This is a genomic window from Xanthomonas sp. NCPPB 1132 (assembly GCF_056629235.1).
In genome coordinates, this window is record NZ_CM152819.1 from 2,943,208 (window position 1) to 2,959,622 (window position 16,415).

At 69.6% G+C, this 16,415-nt stretch carries 16 protein-coding genes; 12 read left to right on the top strand and 4 right to left on the bottom strand.

Going from position 1 to position 16,415, the window contains the following annotated elements; all coding sequences use genetic code 11:
• Positions 1 to 40: 40 nt before the first annotated feature.
• The gene (locus tag AC1G9L_RS12475; protein ID WP_481071115.1) at positions 41 to 2,893 is read right to left on the bottom strand and encodes a TonB-dependent receptor; all 2,853 of its coding nucleotides are present in this window, start codon (positions 2,891 to 2,893) and stop codon (positions 41 to 43) included.
• A 363-nt stretch (positions 2,894 to 3,256) separates the two neighbouring features.
• Positions 3,257 to 4,219, bottom strand: a complete 963-nt coding sequence (locus AC1G9L_RS12480; protein WP_019801827.1) for a LysR substrate-binding domain-containing protein — start codon at positions 4,217 to 4,219, stop codon at positions 3,257 to 3,259.
• Between the two features lie 282 nt (positions 4,220 to 4,501).
• On the opposite strand from AC1G9L_RS12480, the gene AC1G9L_RS12485 reads away from it, so the two are divergent.
• The 5 genes from AC1G9L_RS12485 to fdxA all read left to right on the top strand — a co-directional run bounded on the left by AC1G9L_RS12485 (position 4,502) and on the right by fdxA (position 8,514).
• Entirely contained in the window at positions 4,502 to 5,122 is a 621-nt protein-coding gene (locus AC1G9L_RS12485; protein ID WP_041500105.1) for a 2-dehydro-3-deoxy-6-phosphogalactonate aldolase, read from the top strand.
• Positions 5,119 to 6,270, top strand: coding sequence for a galactonate dehydratase (dgoD, locus tag AC1G9L_RS12490; protein WP_017909522.1), 1,152 nt, complete (start codon positions 5,119 to 5,121; stop codon positions 6,268 to 6,270). The genes AC1G9L_RS12485 and dgoD overlap by 4 nt, the downstream gene beginning before the upstream one ends.
• A 10-nt stretch (positions 6,271 to 6,280) precedes the next feature.
• Positions 6,281 to 7,198, top strand: a complete 918-nt coding sequence (locus AC1G9L_RS12495) for an SMP-30/gluconolactonase/LRE family protein (RefSeq protein WP_481071117.1) — start codon at positions 6,281 to 6,283, stop codon at positions 7,196 to 7,198.
• Entirely contained in the window at positions 7,195 to 8,094 is a 900-nt protein-coding gene (locus AC1G9L_RS12500; protein WP_481069229.1) for a 2-dehydro-3-deoxygalactonokinase, read from the top strand. The genes AC1G9L_RS12495 and AC1G9L_RS12500 overlap by 4 nt, the downstream gene beginning before the upstream one ends.
• A 96-nt stretch (positions 8,095 to 8,190) precedes the next feature.
• On the top strand, positions 8,191 to 8,514 hold the full coding sequence (gene fdxA / locus AC1G9L_RS12505) for a ferredoxin FdxA (RefSeq protein ID WP_017909525.1): 324 nt from the start codon (positions 8,191 to 8,193) through the stop codon (positions 8,512 to 8,514).
• A 685-nt stretch (positions 8,515 to 9,199) separates the two neighbouring features.
• Here the strand turns inward: fdxA and AC1G9L_RS12510 are convergent.
• Both AC1G9L_RS12510 and dapA read right to left on the bottom strand, forming a co-directional pair.
• Positions 9,200 to 9,724 (bottom strand): hypothetical protein, encoded by a 525-nt coding sequence (locus tag AC1G9L_RS12510; protein WP_010343910.1) that lies wholly within the window; start codon positions 9,722 to 9,724, stop codon positions 9,200 to 9,202.
• 17 nt (positions 9,725 to 9,741) lie between these two features.
• Positions 9,742 to 10,650: a 4-hydroxy-tetrahydrodipicolinate synthase gene (dapA, locus tag AC1G9L_RS12515; protein ID WP_019801241.1), complete on the bottom strand. Its 909-nt coding sequence runs from the start codon at positions 10,648 to 10,650 to the stop codon at positions 9,742 to 9,744.
• 166 nt (positions 10,651 to 10,816) lie between these two features.
• On the opposite strand from dapA, the gene AC1G9L_RS12520 reads away from it, so the two are divergent.
• The 7 genes from AC1G9L_RS12520 (at position 10,817) to AC1G9L_RS12550 (ending at position 16,387) form a co-directional block, all read left to right on the top strand.
• Positions 10,817 to 11,392: a glycine cleavage system transcriptional repressor gene (locus tag AC1G9L_RS12520; RefSeq protein ID WP_087943489.1), complete on the top strand. Its 576-nt coding sequence runs from the start codon at positions 10,817 to 10,819 to the stop codon at positions 11,390 to 11,392.
• Positions 11,393 to 11,457: 65 nt separating this feature from the next.
• Positions 11,458 to 11,937 (top strand): peroxiredoxin, encoded by a 480-nt coding sequence (locus AC1G9L_RS12525; protein WP_010343914.1) that lies wholly within the window; start codon positions 11,458 to 11,460, stop codon positions 11,935 to 11,937.
• Between the two features lie 82 nt (positions 11,938 to 12,019).
• Positions 12,020 to 13,420 carry a PhoH family protein gene (locus AC1G9L_RS12530; RefSeq protein WP_481069230.1) on the top strand — a complete coding sequence of 467 codons (1,401 nt, stop codon included), beginning with the start codon at positions 12,020 to 12,022 and terminating at the stop codon, positions 13,418 to 13,420.
• Entirely contained in the window at positions 13,417 to 13,911 is a 495-nt protein-coding gene (locus AC1G9L_RS12535; RefSeq protein WP_481069231.1) for a hypothetical protein, read from the top strand. Before AC1G9L_RS12530 ends, AC1G9L_RS12535 begins: the two co-directional genes overlap by 4 nt.
• Positions 13,912 to 13,995: 84 nt before the next feature.
• Entirely contained in the window at positions 13,996 to 14,664 is a 669-nt protein-coding gene (locus tag AC1G9L_RS12540) for a YoaK family protein (protein WP_010343917.1), read from the top strand.
• A gap of 47 nt (positions 14,665 to 14,711) precedes the next feature.
• Positions 14,712 to 15,521, top strand: coding sequence for a bifunctional hydroxymethylpyrimidine kinase/phosphomethylpyrimidine kinase (gene thiD / locus AC1G9L_RS12545; RefSeq protein WP_209246687.1), 810 nt, complete (start codon positions 14,712 to 14,714; stop codon positions 15,519 to 15,521).
• The gene (locus AC1G9L_RS12550; RefSeq protein ID WP_481069232.1) at positions 15,518 to 16,387 is read left to right on the top strand and encodes an alpha/beta hydrolase family protein; all 870 of its coding nucleotides are present in this window, start codon (positions 15,518 to 15,520) and stop codon (positions 16,385 to 16,387) included. Before thiD ends, AC1G9L_RS12550 begins: the two co-directional genes overlap by 4 nt.
• Positions 16,388 to 16,415: the final 28 nt, after the last annotated feature.

Consider the following 16,415-nt stretch of genomic DNA (forward strand, 5'->3'; position numbering starts at 1 on the left):
CTCGCCGCAGGCGGACCGCGCGCCGGAGATTGCTGCGCGCCTACCAGTTGGCGCGCAGCACCAGCGAGTAGCGACGATCGTTGACGAACCAGCTGCGCGTGTACAGGTGAGTGTCGACCTCACCATCGCTGTAGGAGGTCGGCCCCATCAGCACCTTGGTCTCCGCGTTGGTGATGTTGTTGGCCTGGATGCCCAGTTGCAGGTGCGGCGTGAACCGATAGAACACCGAGCCGTCGAGCTGGCCGTAGTCGTCCGACCAGGTCGGCAGCTTGGTCGACACGTCGCTGGCGGTCAGCAGGTAGCGCGAGCGCCAGTTGTAGGCCAGGCGCACCGACAGCGGGCCCTTCTCGTAGATGCCGGCGAGGTTGTAGCTGCGCCGCGACAGCCCTTCCAGCGGCAGCGCCACGCCGGTGACGGTGGTCTTGGTGTAGGGATCGGTGGCCGTGTTCACGCCGCCGCTGCTGTCGACGAAGGTGAAGTTGGCATTGACGCCGAAGCCGCTCATCCAGCCCGGCAGCGAATCGAAGAACTGCGTGTAACCGTACTCGAAGCCGCGGATGCGGCCCTTGTCCATGTTGTACGGACGCGTCACCAGGAAATCCTGGCCGCCGTAGTTCTCGGTGACGGTCTGGTTGGAGAAGTAGTCCTTGACGCTCTTGTAGAACAGCGTCACGTACATCATGTCGCTGCTGTCGAAGTACCACTCCAGCGCGGCGTCGTACTGGTCGGCCTTCATCGGCTTGAGGTTGGGGTTGCCGGCGGAGCCGGTCCAGTCCTTCAGCGAGCCATCGTCGTTGACGGTGGCGGTGAGCAGCAGATACGGCTGCAACTGGGTGTAGTCCGGCCGCGCCATCGCCTTGGACGCGGCCAGGCGCAGCTGCAGCGCATCGGAGAACTTGAAGCGCAGGTTCAGGCTCGGCAGCACGTCGGTGTAGCTGCCGCGCGCGTCGTTCGGGAAATACTGCCCGTAGTACTGGGCCTTGAGCGCGTCCGAGGCCGAGGTGGCGGACAGGTCCGGATACTGGCCGTAGCCCGAGGCCTCGGTTCTGGTCTGCACCACGCGCACGCCGATGTTGCCGTCCACCGGCACGCCCAGCGCCGTGTCGTTGCCGAAGTACATCACCATGTACGCGGCCTGGGTGCGTTCGAACTGGCGGTTGGTGTCCTGCAACTGGTACTGATCCGGCGCCCAGCCATAACCGCGCAGCGCGACGATCTGCTCGATCAGCGCCGAGGTACCGGCGTAGTCCTTGACCGCGCTGTTGCGCGGGAAGTACAGGTTGTTGGGCACGCGCACTTTGCCGCGCAACAGGTTCGAAAAGGAATACAGCGACGAGGACGCGGTCATGTAGCTGGCCAGGTCGGCCAGGCCGGTGGCGGTGCCGGGGATGGTCGCCCAGTTGTCGCTGATCACGCCCCAGTTGTAGCCGGAATTCTTGTTGGTCTGGGTGCGGTCGGTGGCGCGGATGCCGGCACGGAAGGTGCGCAGCCACGGATTGTCGTCGTAGCTGTACTCCAGGTCGAAGCGCGTGGCCAGCTCGCGGCCGCGGTTCTTGGCCAGGTGATCCATCGCCGCACTCCAGAAGTAGTTGGAGGGGTCGGCGGTGTAGCTCGGGTCGGCCAGGGTCACCGCAGGGTACTTGCCGCTGAGGTCGAAGGTCAGGCCCGGCAGATAGATCGAGCTGAACAGGGTGAAGTCCAGGGTGTCGCTCTGCGACTGCACCAGTTGCATGTCGCCGCGCACGGTCAGCCGGTCGGTCAGGCGATGGGTGAAGCCGCCGGACAGGTCGGAGGTGGTGGTGCTCTGCCGGGCGTAGCGGTTGTCGGTGTAGAAGCGCACGCCGTCGTTGCCGGTGACGTTGCCGCGCCAGGAACTGGACACCGGCGACCCGCTGACGAAACGGCCTGCGTCGTCGTAGGTGAAGGTGGTGCCGGGCGCCGGCGCGATCGCGTTGGTGTCGTCGTTGAAGAACGCCGCGCGCTCCTGCCAGTTCATGTCGTAGGACGAGCGCAGGTATTGCACGTAGAGGTCGGTGGCGTCGCTGGGCCGCCACTGGAAGGCGGCCGCCACGCCCTTGCGCTTGCGTTCGAACTCCAGCTGGCGCCAGTTGACGCCACCGGGCACGTACACCTTGTCGAAGCTGGTGCCGGCCAGCAGCGCGGGATCGGTGCGGCGCACGAACGGTTCCACCTGGATGCCGTCGCTGCGCGTGGCCAGTTCCGAATGCGCCACATCGAGCATGAAACCCATTTCGCCCAGGCCGGTGTTCCAGCGATCGCTGAACAGGAACGAGCCCGACGGCTTATAGGTCTTGCTCAGGTCGCCGTAGTTGACGTCGGCGGTGAAGCCCACCACGCGGCCGGGCTGGTCGAACGGCATGCGCGTGCGCAGGTTGACCGTGCCGCCGAGGCCGCCTTCGATGATCTCCGCCGAGGGATTCTTGTACACGTCCACGCCGGCCATCAGTTCGGCCGGCACGTCCTCGAAGCTGAGCCCGCGTCCGCTGGCGGCACTGAAGCTGTCGCGGCCGTTGAGTTCGCCGCGCACCTGGGTCATGCCGCGGATCATCACCCCGCTGCCTTCGGCCGAGAAGTGGTCCGGGTCGTTGCGCGCCATGAAGTGATCGATGGTCACGCCGCTGACCCGCTGCAGGGTCTCGGTGACGCTGCGATCCGGCAGCGCGCCGATGTCCTCGGCGCTGACCGCGTCGACGATCTGCTCGGCGTCGTGCTTGATCGACTGCGACTTGATCAGGCTCGCCCGCACGCCCTTGACCTCGATCGCATCGAGCTGGACCGGATCGCTCTTCTTGGCGGCAGGCTGTTTGGCGGCAGGTTCGGCGTCCTGCGCCAGCGCCTGTGCGCTGAGCAACACGCCGATGCTCAGCGCGATGAGCGAATACGGCAAAACGCGGGGACGGCGCGACGCTGCGGTCGGCCAGGCCGGACCACGGGGATGCTGCGATGCCATGCTGTTTCCCTCCCAGGAGACATGCACACAGACACGGGTGACGGTCGCGACAGGGCGCCGTCCTGCGAGTTGTGACGGCACGGCCGAAGCCTCTGCCGTATCGGGTGGCGCTGCTGCTGTCAGGCAAGCGCGTCGCTACCGCGATCGGCCGAGACTAGAAATGCACTTCGCGTGACGCAAATGAAAATTTCACGCCCAGCTATGCGATTCCAGACTAGCGGGATGCACACCACGGCATGTCTACGAAATCGTCCACTCGCGGCATGACAACGCCAGCGATGACAGTCAGAGGCCCGCCGCGCGCTCGGGATACAGCCGCTTGGCGGCATTGCGCAGCGCCAGCAACACGCGCTCGGCGCCTGGCGGCAACAGATAATCGCGGCGGCGCACGATGCCGAACGATTCCATGCGCACGCCTAGCGTGATCGGCAACACGGTCAGCAGCTTGGCCTGCACGTACGGCGCCACCGCCTCGGCCGGCAGCGCGGCGAGCAGGTCGCTGCCGCGCAGCAGGCTGGTCATCACCGGCAGCGACGAGGTCTCGATGACGTTCTGCGGCGCCGGCACCGCATGCTCCAGGAACATAGCGTCCAGGCGCGCGCGCAGCACGCTGTCGGCCGGCGGCAGCACCCAGCCGTAGCGGGCCAGGTCGGCATGGCGCAGGTCGGCGCGGGTGGACAGCGGGTGGCCGGCGCGGGCGATCACCGAGTGCGGCTCGTCGGCCAGCGGCTCGAATTCCAACGCCTCGGCACCATAGGGGCCGAGGATGCGCCCGATCACGATGTCGAGTTGGCCGTCGAGCAGCTTGGCCACCAGCGGCCGGCTGTAGTCCATCTCCACCCGCACCAGGATGCCGGGGAACTCGCGCTTGACCTCGGCGATCGCCTGCGGCACCAGATTGGTCCCCGGGTTGACCACGGTGCCGATCGAGACCTGGCCCATGCGCCCCTCGCACAGCGCCGCGATCTCTTCCTGGGCGCGGCCGATCTCCGACATCGCCGCGCGCGCGCGGCGGATCAGCACCTGCCCGTACCAGGTCGGCTCGACCCCGCGCGCGTGGCGCTCGAACAGCTTCACGCCCAGCAGGTCCTCCATTTCCGCCAGCAACTTGGACGCCGCCGGCTGGGTCATGCTGGCCGCCTCGGCGGCGCGCAGCACCGAACGGTGCTCGTGCAACTGCAGCAGCAGCAACAGATGCCGGGTCTTCAGGCGCGCGGCGTTGAACCAGGGATTGGCAGAAGCATTCATCGTGGGCAGGCGTCCTGAAAGGCGAAACCGCCTATTCGGCGGCGGAATAGAATATGCCTAAAATTTCATTTGCAGAGCATAGCTCACGCGCGCAGGCTACGGTCCATCGCGCCCCCGCCGGCGTCGCCGTTCGTCGGGCACCGGCCTGCCGCGGCGGATGCCGCCGGGTTTGCGCCAGCGCGCCGACGCACGGGCGCGGACCGTGGCCTCCCGCCTCCGGTCCCGCCGCGGCGTCTCGCTGGCCCGGCGCCTCCGTCACCGTCGTTTCCGCCAGGTATCCCGATGTCCGCCGCTTCCCCGTTCCGACTCCCGCTGATCGCGATCCTGCGCGGTCTCACTCCCGAGGACGCGCTGGCGCACGTCGGGGCGCTGGCCGATGCCGGCTACGACGCGATCGAGATCCCGCTCAACTCGCCGCGCTGGGCCGACAGCATCGGCCCGGCCGCGCAGGCGTTCGGGCAGCGCTGCTGGATCGGCGGCGGCACCGTGCTGCAGATCGGCGACGTCGATGCCCTGGCCGATCTCGGCGCACGCTTCATCGTCACCCCCAACACGCGTCCGCCGGTGATCCGCCACGCGGTGGCGCGCGGCCTGCAGGTGGTGGCCGGCTTCGCCACCGCCACCGAGGCGTTCGACGCGCTCGATGCCGGCGCGCAGATGCTCAAGCTGTTCCCCGCTGCCACCTACGGCCCCGGCCACGTGCGCGCCCTGCGCGCGGTGCTGCCGGCGCAGGTGCCGCTGTTCGTGGTCGGTGGCGTCAACACCGAGACCCTGCACGACTACCTCGGCGCCGGCGCGATCGGCGCCGGCATCGGCGGCGAGCTGTACCGCCCCGGCCAGTCGCTCGCACAGACCCAGGCGCACGCCGCCGCCTTCCGCCACGCCTATCTGGACCGCGCATGAAGATCGTCCGCCTCACCACCTACCACGCCGCGCCGCGCTGGCTGTTCCTGAAGATCGAGACCGACGAGGGCATCACCGGCTGGGGCGAGCCGGTCATCGAAGGCCGCGCGCGCAGCGTCGAGGCCGCGGTGCGCGAACTCGGCGACAGCCTGATCGGCAAGGACCCGGCACGGATCAACGACATCTGGCAGATGCTCTACCGCGGCGGCTTCTACCGCGGCGGCCCGATCCTGATGAGCGCCATCGCCGGCATCGACCAGGCGCTGTGGGACATCAAGGGCAAGGCGCTGGGCGTGCCGGTGTACGAACTGCTGGGCGGGCGCGTGCGCGACCGCATGAAGACCTACCGCTGGGTCGGCGGCGACCGCCCCGCGGCGACCATCGCGCAGATTCAGGGCTACCGCGACCTCGGCTTCGACACCTTCAAGTTCAACGGCACCGAGGAAATGAAGCTGATCGACGGCCCGCGCGCGGTGGATGCCGCGGTGGCCAAGGTGGCGCAGATCCGCGAGGCGTTCGGCACCGCCATCGACTTCGGCATCGACTTCCACGGCCGCGTCGCCGCGCCGATGGCGCGCGTGCTGCTGCGCGAACTGGAGCCGTTCAGGCCGCTGTTCGTCGAGGAGCCTGTGCTGCCCGAGCAGGCCGAGTACTACCCGCGGCTGGCAGCCTCCACGCCCATCCCGCTGGCGGCCGGCGAGCGCATGTTCTCGCGCTTCGACTTCAAGCCGGTGCTGCAGGCCGGCGGCCTGTCGCTGCTGCAGCCGGATCTCTCGCACGCCGGCGGCATCACCGAATGCCTGAAGATCGCCAGCATGGCCGAGGCCTACGAGGTCGGCCTGGCGCCGCACTGCCCGCTCGGCCCGGTGGCGCTGGCCGCCTGCCTGCAGGTGGACTTCGTCTCGCACAACGCGGTGCTGCAGGAACAGAGCATCGGCATCCACTACAACGAAGGCGCCGACCTGCTCGACTACGTGCTCAACAAGGACGACTTCGCCTGCGACAATGGCGGCAGCATCGCCGCATTGCCCAAACCGGGCCTCGGCGTGGAGATCGACGAGGAGCGCCTGCGCCATGCCAACGCTAACCCACCCGACTGGCACAACCCCATCTGGCGTCACGCCGACGGCAGCATCGCCGAGTGGTGAGCCGATGAACGTGTCCACCCCGCCCCGCCACACCGCCACGCTGGCGGTGGACAGCCGCTGCGCGCATGGCGAAGGCATGCTGTGGTGCGAACGCCGCGGCGTGCTGTTCTGGGTCGACATCAGCGGCCGCTGCCTGTGGCGCCACGATCCGTCCAGCAACGTCAGCCGCCATTGGGACCTGCCCGACCGCCCCGGCTGCCTGGGCCTGTTCGACGACGGCCGCCTGCTGCTGGCGCTGGCCAAGGGCGTGTACGCCGCCGATCCGGATGCCGCGGCCGAGACCGACAGCGCGCTGCCGCTGCAGCATCTGGCGGACGTGGAGCCGGAACGCGACGACACCCGCAGCAACGACGGCCGCGCCGACCGCCACGGCAACTTCGTGTTCGGCACCATGAGCGAGCGCGAGGACCAGGCGCCGGTCGGCAGCTTCTACCAATGGTCGGCGCGCCACGGCCTGCGCCGCCTGCCGTTGCCGGGCGTGGCCATTCCAAACGCCATCTGCTTCAGCGCCGACGGCCGCACCCTGTACTACTGCGACTCGGTGCAGCCGCGCATCCTGTGCTGCGATTACGACCCGGATACCGCGCACACCGCCAACAGCCGCGTGTTCGCCGAACTGGACCATGCCGGCGCCGAGCCGGACGGCGCCATCGTCGATGCCGAAGGCCACCTGTGGAACGCGCAATGGCGCGCCTGGCAGGTGGTGCGCTACCGCCCCGACGGCAGCGTCGAGCGCCGTGTCGCCCTGCCGGTCAAGCATCCCACCTGCCCCGCCCTGGGCGGCGCCGATGGCGGCACGCTGTACCTGAGCACCTCGCGGCAGGATCACAGCGAGGACGAACTGGCACGCACGCCGCAGGCTGGCGGCGTGTACGTGGCCGCGGTCGGCATCGCCGGCCTGCCCGAAGGACGCATCGCCAGCGCATGATCGTCGTCGATTGGGGGACCAGCAGCCTGCGCGGCTATCGGCTCGACGCCGACGGCGGCATTCTCGACCAGCGCCGCAGCGACCAGGGCATCGCCGCCTGCCAGGGCCGCTTCGCCGCGACCCTGGCCGCCCTGATCGACGGCTGGGACGGCGACATCGTCCTGTGCGGGATGATCGGCAGCCGCAACGGCTGGATCGAACTGCCGTACGCGCCCTGCCCGGCCGACGCTGCCGCCCTGGCCGCGGCGATGCAGCCACTGCAGGATCCGGCGCTGCCCGGCCGCACGCTGTGGTTCGTGCCCGGCGTGGCCAGCGACGCCGACGCCGTGCCGGACGTGATGCGTGGCGAGGAGACCCAACTGATCGGCCTGCTCGCGTTGCTTGCGCAGGAACCGCTGACGGCCGAGATCCACCACGTCTGCCTGCCCGGCACCCACAGCAAGTGGGTAACCCTGCAGGACGGGCGCATCGCCTCGCTGGCGACGATGATGACCGGCGAGCTGTACGCGCTGCTGCGCACGCACAGCCTGCTGGCGCGGCTGATGGACGCCGACGACGGCGTCTTCGATGCGGCCGCGTTCGATGCGGGCGTGCAGCGCAGCGGCGACCCCGGCGGGGTGCTGCACCATCTGTTCGGCGTGCGCAGCCTGGGCCTGTTCGAACGCCTGAGCGCCGCCGCGGCACCGTCGTATCTGTCCGGCCTGCTGATCGGCCACGAACTGCGCGCGCACCCCACCTTGCCGCCGGTGGTGCACCTGGTCGGCGGCAGCGGCCTGCTGGCGCGCTACGCGCATGCGCTGGCCGCACTCGGCAGCCGCGTGCGCACCCATCCGGAGGATCTGGCCGCACGCGGCCTGTATCGGCTGGCGCAGCAGCACGGCGGCCTCGCGGGCTGAGCCGCCCGCCGCCTGTCTCCTGCCCGGCTGCCCCGCACACACGGCGGCGACAGCCGCTTTGCATTAGAATTACCGGGTTAATCGCCGGATCCCGCCATGCCTTTCGTCGTCACCGAAAACTGCATCAAGTGCAAATACACCGACTGCGTGGAAGTGTGCCCCGTGGATTGCTTCCACGCCGGCCCGAACTTCCTGGTGATCGATCCGGACGAGTGCATCGACTGCACGCTGTGCGAGCCGGAATGCCCGGCCAATGCCATCTATCCCGAGGACGACGTGCCGGCCGGCCAGGAAGGCTTCGTCGCGCTCAACGCGGAACTGGCCAAGGCCTGGCCGGTCCTGACCACGCGCCAGGAACCGCTGCCCGACGCCGCCGAGTGGGACGGCAAGCCGAACAAGCTGCCGCTGCTGCAGAAGTAACCGCGCCGCGGATTCTGCCCAGGCGCCGCCCGCCAGACCGTACAAAACCGTAGAGACAAGCTGCGGCTTCAGGGCGCCTCTGACAACTCGCGTTGCCGCCGCTCGACCGTACATCCGATTACACCCTCGTAGGACGCGAGGCTTCGCCCGTACCCTCATCCGCCCCTTCGGGGCACCTTCCCCCAAAAAGGGGACCATGGTCCCGAGGGGAGAAGGAAGAAGCCAAAGCCCCTCTCCCCTCGGGAGAGGGGTTGGGGTGAGGGTACGGCGCGCAGCAGCGCGCTGAAGCAAGGAGCAGCTCTTATTGCTTTTTTGAATCAGCCGCGACGCGCATCTTGCAGAGCCCATCCCGGCCAACGCCGCTACTCGCATACGCAGGGCGCCTCTGACAACTCGCGTTGCCGCCGCTCGACCAGACACGCGGTTACACCCTCCTAGGCGCGAGGCTTCGCCCGTACCCTCATCCGCCCCTTCGGGGCACCTTCTCCCGAGGGGAGAAGGAAGAAGCCGAAGCCCCTCTCCCTCCGGGAGAGGGGTTGGGGTGAGGGTACGGCGCGCAGCGTGGCGCTGAAGCAAGGAACGGCGCTTGCCCTTGCACTCCTTTCTCGCGGAACGAAAACGGGCGCACTAGGCGCCCGTTTCGCGTTCTGCAGCAGATCCGGCGCACGCGCCGGACCACACCGGATCAATGACCCAGCTTTGCCTTCAGCGCGGCGATCAGCTTGACCGGCGCCTCGCCGGTGGCCGGCAGGCCGCGCGGATCCACCGCCGAGACGTACACGCCGGCATCCACCGCCACCACGCGCACCAGGAAGTTGCTGCCTTCGTAGGCCACGTCGTAGGAGCCCAGCAACTGCGCGCGGCTGGCGATGGTAACGCCTTCGATGCCGCCCAGCGCATCGCCGACCTGGCCGAACACCTGGTCGCGCGTCCCCGGCACCACGAAGCCGCTGTTCGAGGCCGCCGGGGCCTGGCCGGCCGGGGCCGCAGGACGCTGCGCCGAGGCCAGCGCCGGCACCTTCATCGCCGCCGAGGTATCGGGCGAGGTCAGATCCGGCGGCACTTCCAGCGGGCGCATGTCGGGCGCCAGCGCGTAGTCGCCGCGCGGCTTGCCCTTGTGGAACCAGCTGCAACCGCTGGTGGCCGCGACCAGGGTGGTCGCCAGCACGGCGGCCGACAGCACGCGGACGTAGGGAACGGAAGCACGCATCAATCAATCTCCTGGAGTCAGGCCGCGAGCGTTTCGCGGCTGGATAGGTCTTCCAACGCGGCAGCGTCGGCGGCAAGTCGGTCGGCCGTGGCGTGATGCGCCGCGGACAACGGCAGCAGCGGCAGCCGCAGGCCGTGGCCGATCCCGGCGCGCTGCAACAGCGCCTTGACCGGGATCGGGTTGGATTCGATGCCGCAGAACGCATGGAACGGCTGCAGCCGCGCGTCCCAGGCCTGCGCGGGTTCGGCCTGGCGCGCGCGCGCCAGGTCGCACAGGCGCCGGTAAGCGCGCGGCAAGGCGTTGGAGGCCACCGAGATCAGCCCGTCATAGCCGGCCAGCATCGCCTGCGCGGCGCTGCCGTCGTCGCCGCTGAACACGGCGAACTGGTCGCTGCGCAGGGCCGCCAGCGCGGCGATGCGCTGCGGGTCGCTCACGGCTTCCTTGATGCCGACGATGTTCGGATGCTGCGCCAGTTGCGCCACGGTCTCCGGCAGCAGGTCGCAGCCGGTGCGGCCGGGCACGTTGTACAGCAGCACCGGCAGGCCGCCCTGCTCGGCGACCTGGGTGTAGTGCGCGATCAGGCCAGCCTGGGTCGGACGCACGTACGGCGGCGTCACCACCAGCGCGTACTGCGCGCCACCGGCGGCGGCGCGCTGGGTCAGCGCCACGGTCTTGGCGGTACCGGACAGGCCGGTGCCGGCCAGCACCGGCACGCGTCCGCCGATCGCCTGCACCGCTTCGCGCAGGATCCGGTCGTATTCCTCGTCCAGCAGCGTGGCCGCCTCGCCGGTCGATCCCGCCACCACCAGTCCCTGCACGCCGCCGTCGAGCTGGCGTTTGAGCAGCCGCTGCCAGGCGTCGAGGTCGAGGTCGCCATTGCCCTGGAAGGGCGTGGCCAGGGCGGTGATGATGCCGGAGAGAGACAAGATGCCGGGTGCTCGCTGGGAGAAAAGGGCCGCGCAGGCTGCGCGGACGGGTCGGCCCCGCAAGCGGGGCAAGGTCGCCCCGCATGTTACTTGCGGCCCGAAAGCGCGGGCAAGTATGCTGCACACCATGCCGGGCGACCGCCCGGATGCCGTTCAGCCTTACGCAATGCCGGAAGCCCCTTTGACCGACACCACGCCCCGGCCCGCGCCGACCGAAAACCACCTCCTGATCAACGCCTACACGACGCATCCGGAGTCGCCCTTGTTGCCGGTGACGCGTCGCATCGCCGACAGCGGCTGCAATCTCGTCGATGCGCGCCTGGCCACGGTCGGCCGCGACGTGTCGGTGACCGCGCTGGCGACCGGCTCGTGGGACTCGGTGGCCAAGCTCGAAGCCATGCTCACCCGCCTCGACCGCGAGGAAGGCATGAAGCTGGTGTGGTACCGCACCGGCGCCAAGCAGGCGCAGTCCAACCTGCTGCCGTACATCGTCGAAGTCATCGCCGCCGACAAACCCGGCATCCTGTTCCAGTTGGCCGACTTCTTCGACCGCCAGGGCATCACCATCGAGAACCTGCAGAGCACGCGCTACCGCGCCATGCAGACCGGCGCGGAGATGTTCTCGGCGCAGGTGACGATCGGCGTGCCGGCGAACATGCACATCGCCGCGCTGCGCGACGACTTCCTCGAGTTCTGCGACCACCTCAACCTGGACGCGATCATGGATCCGATGAAGTTCTGAGTGCGCCGCGCTGGACACCGACGCAATCGAACGCGGATGATGGCGATGCACGCGGAGGACACCCCATGAAGGACGGCGACACCCTGGACCGCAGCACGCTGGCCTTGCCGCTGGCGCTGTCCGGCGGCGCAAGCGCCACGCTCGGCGACTACGCCGGCCGCTGGCTGGTGCTGTATTTCTATCCGAAGGACAGCACGCCCGGCTGCACCACCGAGGGCATCGAGTTCAACGCACTGCTGCCGCAGTTCGAACAGGCCGGCGCCACCGTGCTGGGCGTGTCGCGCGACTCGGTGAAGTCGCACGACAACTTCTGCGCCAAGCAGGGCTTCCGCTTCCCCCTGATCAGCGACGCCGACGAAGCGCTGTGCCGCGCCTTCGACGTGATCAAGGAAAAGAACATGTACGGCCGCCAGGTGCTGGGCATCGAGCGCAGCACCTTCCTGCTCTCGCCGACCGGCCAACTGGTCCGCAGCTGGCGCAAGGTCAAGGTCCCCGGCCACGCCCAGGCCGTGCTAGACGCGCTGCAGGCCGCCGCCAAGCAGTGACCACTGCCGTTTCCCGCACCCCGCATCGCCCTGCCCCGCAGGCAGCGATGGTTCGTCCCTGCTCCTCTTCCAGGAATCCATGATGACCCGAGGCAAGCGCATCTACGTGCTGGATACCAACGTGCTGATGCACGATCCGACCGCGCTGTTCAAGTTCGAGGAACACGACGTGTTCCTGCCGATGCAGGTGATCGAGGAACTGGACAATGCCAAGAAGGGCATGTCCGAAGTCAGCCGCAACGCGCGCCAGGTCAGCCGTTTCCTCAACGAGCTGATCGAGGGCGCCGGCGCCGAGCAGATCGAATCCGGCATTCCGCTCAGCCACCCGCAGGGCATCCAGCTCAAGAGCACCGGCGCCATCGGCCGGCTGTACTTCCAGGTGCGCCCGGTCGAGCCGGGGCGCAGCTTCGGCAGCGTCGCCCCGGACAACAAGATCCTGGCCGCGGTGCTGGCGCTGCGCGAAGAGCAGCCGGAAATTCCGGTGATCCTGGTGTCCAAGGACATCAACCTGCGGATCAAGGCGGCGATCAGCGGCCTGGTCGCCGAGGACTACGAGAACGACCGCGCGCTCGACGATTTCAGCCTGCTCTACACCGGCGCGATCGAGCTGCCGGAGCATTTCTGGCAGAAGCACAACCAGGACCTGCGCAGCTGGAGCGACAAGGGCCGCACCTGCTACGAGATCGCCCTGGCCGCCGACGAGGACTGGTATCCGAACCAGTACCTGTACCTGCCCGGCGAGGACGAAGTGGAACTGCGCGTGGTCAAGGTCAACGCCGAGCGCAAGGCGACGCTGGCGCTGGTCGACGACTTCCGCAGCGGCCAGCACGCGGTGTGGGGCATCGCCGCGCGCAACCGCGAGCAGAACTTCGCGCTCAACGCGCTGATGGACCCGGAAATCGACTTCGTCACCCTGCTCGGTACCGCCGGCACCGGCAAGACTCTGCTGGCGCTGGCCGCGGGCCTGGCGCAGACCATGGACCAGCAGCGCTACCGCGAGATCATCATGACCCGCGCCACGGTCAGCGTCGGCGAGGACATCGGCTTCCTGCCCGGCACCGAGGAAGAGAAGATGACGCCGTGGATGGGCGCGCTCACCGACAATCTGGAAGTGCTCACGCATACCCAGGAAGGCGGCACCTGGGGCCGCCAGGCCACCAACGACCTGCTCGCCAGCCGCATCAAGATCCGCTCGATGAACTTCATGCGCGGGCGCACCTTCCTGTCGCGCTACCTGATCCTAGACGAAGCGCAGAACCTGACCCCGAAGCAGATGAAGACGCTGATCACCCGTGCCGGCCCCGGCACCAAGATCGTGTGCCTGGGCAACGTCGAACAGATCGACACGCCGTACCTGACCGAGACCACCTCCGGCCTGACCTACGCGGTGGATCGCTTCAAGGCCTGGCCGCACAGCGCGCACATCACCCTGCGCCGCGGCGAGCGTTCGCGCCTGGCCGACTACGCCTCGGAGGTCCTGTGAACGCGGCCGCCGGCGTGCGCCTGGCCGGCGCGGCGCTGGCCATGGCCCTGCTCGGCGCCTGCGCCACCGCGCGCGGGCCGGCCATGGTGCCGACCGCGGTCAAGGCCGGGCAGTCGTGGATCGTCACCCGCAACAGCACCGCCGCGCAGGTGCTCGACACCTGCGCGCGCGACAGCCCGGCGCGCCAGGACGGCGCGGTCACCGGCTACTGGATCCCGACCCCGGAACAGATCGCGCAACTGGAAGCGCACCTGGCGCAACTGCAGCCGCAGATCGCCGACCCCACCGCGTCCGATCGCCAGTACGTCGGCATCCTGTACCGCGGCAAGCAGGCGATCTACGTCAACGCCTTCGCACCGGACGACGGCAGCGAGCGCGACCCCGCGGTCGACGCGGTCCGCGCCTGCGGCGGCGGCGGCCGCTTCTGGGGCGCGGTCTACGACCCGGCCAGCGCCCGCTTCTCCGAGATCGCGGTCAACGGCGCACGCTGAGATGGCCGCAGGCAGGCGCCAACGGCGGCACGCTGGGGCGGCTGCATCCCGCGGCCGCCGCGCCGCGGCTGCTTCGCGCGCGGCATGAACCTGGAACTGCCACGCTGGGCCTGGGCCTTCGCCGGGGCGCTGGCCGCCGTCGCCGGCATGGTCAACGTGGTCGGCTATCTCGGCTTCGAGCATCAGGCGGTCACCCACCTCACCGGCACCACCACCCTGCTCGGCGCCGCGCTGGCCGATGGTGACGCGCGCGCGATCGCGCAACTGGTCGGCGTGGTGCTGGCGTTCCTTGGCGGATCGATGCTCGGCGGCTTCATCGTGCAGGACAGCCGCCTGCGCCTGGGCCGCCGCTATGGCGTGGCGCTGGCGCTGGAAGCGCTGCTGCTGCTGGCGGCGATGCAGGCCTTCAAGCAGCAGCAGCTCGCCGGCGCGGTCCTCGCCGCGATCGCGTGCGGCCTGCAGAACGCCACCACCACCGTCTACAGCGGCGCGGTGGTGCGTACCACCCACCTCACCGGCATGTTCACCGACCTGGGCATCGGTCTGGGCCAGGCGCTGCGCGGACTGCCGCTGCCGCGCCGGCGCATCCGCCTCAGCCTGCTGATCATCGGCGGCTTCCTGTGCGGCGGCGTCCTCGGCGCCTGGGCCTACCGGCAGGTCGGCTTCGACGCCCTGCTCGGCCCCGCCCTGCTGACCGGCACGGTCGGCACGCTATACGCGCTGCAGGCGCACTACCGCAGCCGCGAACGCTGAAGGCGCGGCCGAGTGCATCAGCGACGCCAGCCCTGCACAATCGGCGCATGAGCGAACCCACCGTCGTCTCCGCGCTGAGCATCGCCGGCACCGATTCCGGCGGCGGTGCCGGCCTCCAGGCCGATCTCAAGACCTTCGCCGCGCATCGCGTGCACGGGCTGGCGGCCGCCGCCGCGCTGACCGCGCAGCACACCCGCGGCGTCACCGCGGTGCATGTGCCGCCGCTGTCGTTCCTGCGCGCACAGATCGATGCCTGCTTCGCCGACTTCGACATCGGCGCGGTCAAGCTCGGCATGCTCGCCAACGCCGAGGTGATCCACCTGGTCGCCGATGCGCTGGAGGAGTACCGCCCGCCGTGGGTGGTGCTGGACCCGGTGATGGTGGCTACCAGCGGCGCCAAGCTGCTGCAGGACGACGCCCTGGACGCGCTGCGCGGCCGCCTGTTGCCGCTGGCGACGCTGGTGACGCCGAACGTGCCGGAAGCGCAGTTGCTGCTCGGCCGCCCGATCGACAATGCCGACGACGCCGAGCACGCCACCGCGGCGCTGCTCGAGGCCGGCGCACAGGCGGTGCTGCTCAAGGGCGGTCATCTGCAGGAAGGCCAGCGGGTGATCGACCGCTACGACGACGGCGTCAGCCGCAGCGAGTTCAGCCACGCACGACTGGCGCTGGACGCACACGGCACCGGCTGCACCCTGGCCGCGGCGATCGCCGCACAGCTGTGCCAGGGCCTGGCCTTGCCGGCCGCCTGCGAAGCGGCAATCGACTACGTGGCGCGCGCACTGCGCGGCAGTTACCGGCCCGGCCGCAGCGACGTGGCGGTGCTGGACCACTTCGGCGCGGCGCGCGGCCCATGAGTGCCGCACCCAGCCGCGCGTCCGCGATCGCCGAGCACGCCCTGCCCGTCGCCGCGGCCGACGGTCATCGCTGGACCTTGCTGGCGCGCGTTCCCGACGCACCGCGGCAGGCGCTGCTGTGGCTGCCGGCGCTGGGCGTGGCCGCTCGCCATTACCTGCCGTTCGCCGAAGCGCTGGCCGCGCACGGCGTGGCGGTGTTCATGCACGAATGGCGCGGCAACGGCAGCAGCACGCTGCGGCCGTCGCGACAATGCGACTGGGGCTATCGCGCCCTGCTGCAACTGGATCTGCCCGCCAGCCAGGCGGCGATCGCCGGGTGCAGGATCGCGGCACCGCTGTTCGTCGGCGGCCACAGCCTCGGCGGACAGCTCGCCTGTTGCTACGCCAGCCTGCAGCCGCAGGCCTTCGCCGCGCTGTGGCTGGTCGCCAGCGGCACGCCGTACTGGCGCCGTTTTCCCGCGCCGCGAGGCTATCTGCTGCCGCTGGCGTACCGTCTGCTGCCATGGCTGGCGCAGCGGCAGGGCGTGCTGCATGGTCGCCGCCTGGGCTTCGGCGGCACCGAGGCGCGCGGCCTGATCGCCGACTGGGCGCGCGTGGGCCGCAGCGGCCGCTACGCCGCGGCCGGCCTGGCCATCGACCTGGAGGCGCAGTTGGCACAACTGGCGCTGCCGGTGCGCGGCGTGGTGCTGCAGGACGACTGGCTGGCGCCGGAGAGTTCGCTGCGCGGCCTGCTCGAAAAGCTGGCGTCGCCGGCATCGCACCTCCATCGCCTGGACGCCGCGCAGCTGGGCACGGCCGCCGATCATTTCGCCTGGATGAAGCGACCCGCTGCGGTCGCCGCGGCGCTGCTGGGCGAGGATCGGTGAAATTTTTCCGAAAGAGCATTGACGGGCC

Coding starts and splice junctions, on each gene's coding strand:
- AC1G9L_RS12480 (WP_019801827.1), bottom strand. CDS start 4,219: ATGAATGCTTCTGCCAATCCCTGGTTCAACGCCGCGCGCCTGAAGACC.
- AC1G9L_RS12530 (WP_481069230.1), top strand. CDS start 12,020: ATGACCCGAGGCAAGCGCATCTACGTGCTGGATACCAACGTGCTGATG.
- AC1G9L_RS12520 (WP_087943489.1), top strand. CDS start 10,817: ATGCCGGAAGCCCCTTTGACCGACACCACGCCCCGGCCCGCGCCGACC.
- AC1G9L_RS12525 (WP_010343914.1), top strand. CDS start 11,458: ATGAAGGACGGCGACACCCTGGACCGCAGCACGCTGGCCTTGCCGCTG.
- AC1G9L_RS12540 (WP_010343917.1), top strand. CDS start 13,996: ATGAACCTGGAACTGCCACGCTGGGCCTGGGCCTTCGCCGGGGCGCTG.
- AC1G9L_RS12550 (WP_481069232.1), top strand. CDS start 15,518: ATGAGTGCCGCACCCAGCCGCGCGTCCGCGATCGCCGAGCACGCCCTG.
- fdxA (WP_017909525.1), top strand. CDS start 8,191: ATGCCTTTCGTCGTCACCGAAAACTGCATCAAGTGCAAATACACCGAC.
- AC1G9L_RS12510 (WP_010343910.1), bottom strand. CDS start 9,724: ATGCGTGCTTCCGTTCCCTACGTCCGCGTGCTGTCGGCCGCCGTGCTG.
- dgoD (WP_017909522.1), top strand. CDS start 5,119: ATGAAGATCGTCCGCCTCACCACCTACCACGCCGCGCCGCGCTGGCTG.
- thiD (WP_209246687.1), top strand. CDS start 14,712: ATGAGCGAACCCACCGTCGTCTCCGCGCTGAGCATCGCCGGCACCGAT.
- AC1G9L_RS12500 (WP_481069229.1), top strand. CDS start 7,195: ATGATCGTCGTCGATTGGGGGACCAGCAGCCTGCGCGGCTATCGGCTC.
- AC1G9L_RS12485 (WP_041500105.1), top strand. CDS start 4,502: ATGTCCGCCGCTTCCCCGTTCCGACTCCCGCTGATCGCGATCCTGCGC.